The sequence below is a fragment of the Sphingomonas bacterium genome, assembly GCF_903644135.1.
Taxonomy (GTDB): Bacteria; Pseudomonadota; Alphaproteobacteria; order Sphingomonadales; family Sphingomonadaceae; genus Sphingomonas.
On the sequence record NZ_CAHJXA010000176.1, the window covers coordinates 1 to 5,806 of the forward strand.

Consider the following 5,806-nt stretch of genomic DNA (forward strand, 5'->3'; position numbering starts at 1 on the left):
CCGTCGCGGCGTTGGCGGCGGCGCTGCGCCGGCCCTTCGCCGCCGCGCGCGACATGGCGGTGGCGCTGCTGGGCTCGGCGCTCTGCCTGGAGGCGAGCTTCGCGGTTCTCTCGATCGCGTCGGACCTGCGCTATCATCTCTGGCCGATGATCGCGACCGCGATCGCCGTCGCTTTGCTCTGGGGAGACCGGCCGCCGTCGCGCCGGCTGGTCGCGCTCGGCGGCGGCGCGGTCTTGCTGGTGGCCGCCGCCGGTCTCCTCGCGCGCATGACCCTGCCGTTGCCGCCGCAGAGCTATATCGGGATGCTGGGCTAGCCAAGCGTGCCGGCGGCGGCCATGCTGACGGTCAAAGGGAGTTAAACCGATGATCCTGCTCAACATCCTGTGGCCGACCTTCGCGCTGGTGCTGCTGGTCTTCGTGATCGCCGTGACCATGATGGTCCGGCGGACCGCGCATATGCAGCGGGTGCCGCCCGGTGCCGGCGACTTCGTCAGTCGCGCCGCCGCCGACAGCTATTTCGCGCCGGTCGACCTGCCCGCCAACAATTTCGCCAGCCTGTTCGAGCTGCCGCTGCTGTTCGTCGCGCTGGTGCCGCTGCTGCTGATCACGCGCTCGGCGGGGGTGGTGCAGGTGGTGCTGGCCTGGCTGTTCGTGCTGACGCGGTTCGGCCATAGCTACCTCCACATCGTCATACGGCGGGTGCCGCCGCGCTTCTTCGCCTTCCTCGCCGGAGTGGTGATCCTGGCGATCATGTGGGTCGGCTTCTTCGTCGACATGGTCGCGGCGGCGGTCGCCTATCATCACGCGATGAACACGATCGGCGCGCAACTCTGACCGCGCGCCGTCGTTGGACGGCGAGAAGGGAGAGCGGCATGGCCGACGATCACGAGCAGACCCACCGCGAGTTCAACGAGGCGGTGAACATGACCCCGGCGGCGCTGGAGAAGTGGCTCGACACCGAGGACAGCAAGCGCGTCGGCTGGAAGGGCGCCGACGGCAAGGGTGACGGCGAAAGCGTCGGCCATGAGTCAGGCCGCCGGATCGTCGAGCTGAAGCACAAGAAGAAGGCCGACCTCTCCGACGACGACTATGCCCATATGACCAAGGTGCTCGGCTATATCCACCGCCACTCGGCGCAGGGTGGCCCCGCCAAGGACAAGGAGCATAGCGACTGGCGGTATTCGCTGATGAACTGGGGCCATGACCCGCTGAAGTGAGGCGGCCTCACGCCGCGGCGGCGTCGTCCCAGCGGCGATTGGCGAGCGCGCGGGCCTCTTCGACGGGCAGCGGGCGGCCGAAGAAATAGCCCTGCACCTTGGTGCAGCCCAACTCCTGGACCATGCGGTGCTCGGCCTCGGTCTCGACGCCCTCGGCGGTGGTCGCCATGCCCAGGCTCTTGGCGAGCGCGACGACCGCGCGGATGATCGCGATCGCCTCGCGCACGCCCTTGCTGGCACCCTGGACGAAGCTGCGGTCGATCTTGATCGACGAGAATTTGGTGCGGCTGAGATAGCCGAGCGACGAGTAGCCTGTCCCGAAATCGTCTAGGCTCAGCCTGACGCCCAGCGCCAGCACCCGCTCCAGTACCTTGGTCGCGCCCAGCCCTTCGTGCATGAACACGCTTTCGGTGACTTCGAGTTCGAGCCGCTCCGCGGGCAGGCCGCTGTTGGCGAGCGCCGAGGCGACGATCGTCACGAATTGCGGGTTGCCAAGCTGATCGGGGGAGACGTTGACCGCGACGCGGGCATTGCCCTGCCAGCGTGCTGCCTCGGCGCAGGCGGTTCGCACCACCCATTCGCCGATCGGCGCGATCAGCCGCGCCTCCTCGGCCAGCGGGATGAACTTGGCCGGCGAGACCGAGCCGAATTGCGGGCTGGTCCAGCGCAGCAGCGCCTCGAACCCGGTCAGCTGGCCGGTGTCGGCGTTGACCACGGGCTGATAGGCGAGGTGCATCTCGTTCTTGTCGAGCGCCTGGCGCAGCGCCATTTCGAGCACGCGCCGCTCTTCGGCCTGGACGTGGAGCTGCGGCTCATACGCACGATAGACACCGCGGCCGGCATCCTTGGCGCGGTAGAGCGCGAGGTCGGCGGAGCGGATCAGCATCTCGGCGGTGCGGCCGTCGCGCGGGCCGATGGCGAGGCCCACCGACGCGCCGACGTGCAGCGTGTGCTGGTCGACCTCATAGGGCCGCGACAGCGTCTCGATGATGCGTTGCGCCAGCCGCTCGACCGCTTCGCTGTCGCGGGCGTCGCGCACCACGACCGCGAACTCGTCGCCGCCCAGCCGTCCGCACAGCGCGCCATCGTCCATCAACTGGCTCAGCCGCTCGGACACGCGGCCGAGCAGCCGGTCGCCGATCGGGTGGCCCAGCGTGTCGTTGACCGCCTTGAAGCGGTCGAGGTCGATCATCATGAAGGCGCAGCGGCCGCCCCATTTCTCCGCCTCGGTCATCGCGCGGACCAGCGTCTCGTTGACCTGAAGGCGGTTGGGCAGGCCGGTGAGCGTATCGAAGCGGGCCATGCGGTTGATCTTGTCGGCGGAGGCGCGCTGTTCGGTGACGTCGGAGCCGACGCCGCGAAACCCGCAAAACCCGCCGCGCTCGTCGTAGCGGGGGCTGGCAGCCAGCTCCCACCAGCGTTCCTCGCCATCGACGGTGACCGGCAGGCGCAGGTCACGGAAGCTTTCGCGCGCCTTCATCTTGTCCGCCAGCAGGCGCAGCCCCGCGGCGAAGTTGCCCGATTCCCAGGCGGGGCCGGCCAGCACCCGCAGGAACGGCATGGCCTCGATCGTCACCAGGTCCAGCCCGCACGCGAGGGCGAAGCGCGGCGATGCCCGGACGATGCGGCGTGCGCCGTCGGTCTCCCACAGCCAGTCCGCCCCTGCATCCTCGAACTCGCGGAGCAGCAGGCTGACCGTCTCGTCGCGCTCGCCGAGCGTCAGCTCGTTGGCGCGCAGCACGACCAGCGAGCGGGCGCGGTCGAGACAGGCGACCATCAGCAGCAGTGTGAACAGGATCGTGGCACCGGCCGGCGCAGCCCCATGCGCGAGGAGCAGCTTGACCGTCACCGACAGCCCGACGCCGCCGATGAAGATCAGCGTCGGCAGCGCCAGCGGGGCCATGCCGACCGCCGCCGTGGTCATCAGCAGCGACAGGATCATCCACAGGCCATAGGCCGCGCCAGACCCCGCCTGTGCGCCGAACAGCAGCGGCGGGATCGACCAGGCGGTCGCGAGCGCGATCCCCTCCAGGGCGGTCTGGCGCACTTCGCTCAGGGTCGCATAGCCGTCGCTGCGATGATGTCCCGACAGCCGCCTGACCGCAACGCCGACCCCTATGGCAGTGGTCAGTGCCGCCCAGCCACCCAGCTGCCACCAGGGCAGGATCGGCGCGAACAGCAGCACCGTCATCGCCGCGCCGATCGTCGTCACCGCCAGCATGAACAGCGCCAGCCCGCGCCCTGCCGCGAGCTGCGTGGCGCGGATGCGCGACCATTCGGTGGGGTCGCTGCCCTCGTGCAGGCCGATCAGCGCGGCGATCGGCACGGCGCGGGTTTGGACGGCGGGAGGGTGCGACGTACTGCTCACGCGATGGTCGTACCGCGCGGCTGGTTAGCGGAAGGTTTTCAGGCGCGCCGCCGACGCGAAAAAACCGGCTCGCCGCGAGCGGTCAGGCGGCGATCGCGTAGGGCTTGATCTCGCCGGCCAGATAGAGGTTGCGCGCCTTGGCGCGGCTGAGCTTGCCCGACGAGGTGCGCGGCAGGGTGCGCGGCGGGATCAGTTCGATGACGCAGTTCATGCCCGTCACCGAGCGCACCCGCTCGCGGATCTCGTCGCGCAGGCGGCTACGCTCTGCCTCGTCGGAGCTGCGGCACTGGACGAGCACGGCGGGCGTCTCCTCGCCATTGGGCGTGGTGATCGCAAAGGCGGCGATGTCGCCCGCCTTGAAGCCGGGCAGCTGCTCGACCGCCCATTCGATGTCCTGCGGCCAGTGATTGCGGCCGTTGACGATGATCATGTCCTTGGCACGCCCGACGATGTAGAGATAGCCGCTCGATAGATAGCCCATGTCGCCGGTGTCGAGCCAGAAGCCTGTGCCGGCAGGGTCTGGCGCCATGCACGCGGCGGTCGCCTCCGGATCGCGGAAATAGCCGACCATGACGCTCGGCCCCTTGCACCACACCTTGCCGATCGCGCCCTCGGGCAGCGGCGTGCCGTCCTCCTCGCGGATCTCGACCGTCATGTCGCGCACCGGCTTGCCGCAATTCACGATCGCGCGGAAGCGCTGCGGGCGATCCGTACGGTCGGCCCCGCCGGACAGCTCGGTTTCCTCGACCAGCTCGACGCAGATGCCTTCGCCTGGTGGCATCAGCGTCACCGCCAGCGTCGCCTCCGCCAGGCCGTAGCTGGGCAGGAAGGCGCTGGCCTGGAAGCCGGCATCGGCAAAGGCGTCGACGAACGCCTGCATCACGTCGGGGCGGATCATGTCGGCCCCATTGCCCGCCAAGCGCCAGCGCGACAGGTCGAAGCGGTCCGACGCCTTGGTCTGCGACGACATCCGCCGCGCGCAGATGTCATAGCCGAAGGTCGGCGAATAGCTGAGCGTCGTGCCGTCGTGGCGGCTGATCATATCCAGCCAGGCGAGCGGCCGCCGCGCGAAGTCCTCGGTCTTGAGGTAGTCGGTCGAGACCTGGTTGGCGATCGGCGACAGGAAGCAGCCGACCAGACCCATGTCGTGATACCAGGGCAGCCAGCTGACGCAGCGGTCCGCGCCGTCGACCTTCATGCCATGGCCATGCGCGGCGAGGTTGTTGAGCAGCGCGTGATGGGTGATCGCGACGCCATGGGGAAAGCGCGTCGAGCCGCTGGAATATTGCAGATAGGCGATCGCGTCGCCGGCGGCGACGGGCAGCGCCGTCTCCACGGCGGGCCGGGCACCGAACTCCGACCAGTCGATCCCCTCCGTGCCGACCAGCCGCGCCGCCTCCGCCGTCATCGGGGCCAGTTCGGGCGGATAGACCAGCATCCGCGGCTCGCAGCTGGTGAGCTGGACGCGCAGCTGCTCGATATAGCTGTCGCGGCCGCCGAACGAGGTCGGCAGCGGCAGCGGCACCGGCCACGCCCCCGCATAGACCGCGCCGAAGAACAGGGCAGCGAACTCCGCGCCGGTTTCGGCGACCAGCGCGATCCGATCCTCCGGCTGCACGCCAGCGGCGATCAGCCGATAGGCCATGGCCAAGGCGTCGGTGCGCAGCTCGGCAAAGGGGTAGGGCCGTGCCAGCCCGCCACGGGCATCGTGGAAGTTCAGCCCGCGCGCTCCGGACGCCGCATAGTCGAGCGCCTCACCCAGCGTCGCGAAATCCGCGAAGCGGCGCGGCAGCGCGTCGAGGGTCGGCGTCGGGTTCATGCTCGCGTCCTGCTCCTTCCTGTCGCCTTGTGCGGCACCCGCGTTCAAATTCGGTTCCCACTGTGGCACAAACATGGCCGTGCCGTCTCCCCATCGCCAACGCCGCATCCTGCCGCCGCTCGACGCCGCCGGGCTCGACCGGCTGGCGCTTCGCTATGTCGAGAGGTTTGCGACCACCCGCGGCAAGCTCGCCGCCTATCTTTCGCGCAAGATACGCGAGCGTGGCTGGGACGGCGACCCTGCAGATACGACCGCCGTGGCGGAGCGGATGGCGGCGCTGGGCTATGTCGACGACCGTGCCTTTGCCGAGGCACGGGGCAACGCGCTGTCGCGGCGCGGGATCGGCGCGCGGCGGGTGGCGGCCGACTGGCGCGCGGCGGGGATCGCCGAGGAGGATGCCAG

General features: G+C 69.6%; 4 protein-coding genes and 2 pseudogenes. 4 read left to right on the forward strand and 2 right to left on the reverse strand.

The features are described from left to right. The 3 genes and pseudogenes from HUU96_RS10030 to HUU96_RS10040 form a co-directional block, all read left to right on the forward strand. Window positions 1–314 (forward strand): annotated as a pseudogene (locus HUU96_RS10030) (hypothetical protein); the annotation flags it as partial. 49 nt (window positions 315–363) lie between these two features. Next, a complete protein-coding gene (locus tag HUU96_RS10035) occupies window positions 364–834 on the forward strand; it encodes an MAPEG family protein (protein ID WP_174292672.1) in 471 nt (156 codons plus the stop codon). A 38-nt stretch (window positions 835–872) separates the two neighbouring features. Next, window positions 873–1,217: a DUF3140 domain-containing protein gene (locus tag HUU96_RS10040; RefSeq protein ID WP_174292673.1), complete on the forward strand. Its 345-nt coding sequence runs from the start codon at window positions 873–875 to the stop codon at window positions 1,215–1,217. A 7-nt stretch (window positions 1,218–1,224) separates the two neighbouring features. On the opposite strand, the gene HUU96_RS10045 is transcribed toward HUU96_RS10040, so the two are convergent. Together HUU96_RS10045 and HUU96_RS10050 are read right to left on the reverse strand one after the other, a co-directional pair. Further along, a complete protein-coding gene (locus tag HUU96_RS10045; RefSeq protein ID WP_254605172.1) occupies window positions 1,225–3,585 on the reverse strand; it encodes a putative bifunctional diguanylate cyclase/phosphodiesterase in 2,361 nt (786 codons plus the stop codon). Between the two features lie 82 nt (window positions 3,586–3,667). After that, window positions 3,668–5,404 (reverse strand): fatty acyl-AMP ligase, encoded by a 1,737-nt coding sequence (locus HUU96_RS10050; protein WP_174292674.1) that lies wholly within the window; start codon window positions 5,402–5,404, stop codon window positions 3,668–3,670. A 73-nt stretch (window positions 5,405–5,477) separates the two neighbouring features. Between HUU96_RS10050 and HUU96_RS10055 the strand changes: the two are divergent. Beyond that, window positions 5,478–5,806, forward strand: a pseudogene (locus HUU96_RS10055) (RecX family transcriptional regulator); the annotation flags it as partial.

Excerpts from the sequence above, each read along its gene's own strand:
- HUU96_RS10035 (WP_174292672.1), top strand. The coding sequence starts at position 364 with ATGATCCTGCTCAACATCCTGTGGCCGACCTTCGCGCTGGTGCTGCTG.
- HUU96_RS10040 (WP_174292673.1), top strand. The coding sequence starts at position 873 with ATGGCCGACGATCACGAGCAGACCCACCGCGAGTTCAACGAGGCGGTG.
- HUU96_RS10050 (WP_174292674.1), bottom strand. The coding sequence starts at position 5,404 with ATGAACCCGACGCCGACCCTCGACGCGCTGCCGCGCCGCTTCGCGGAT.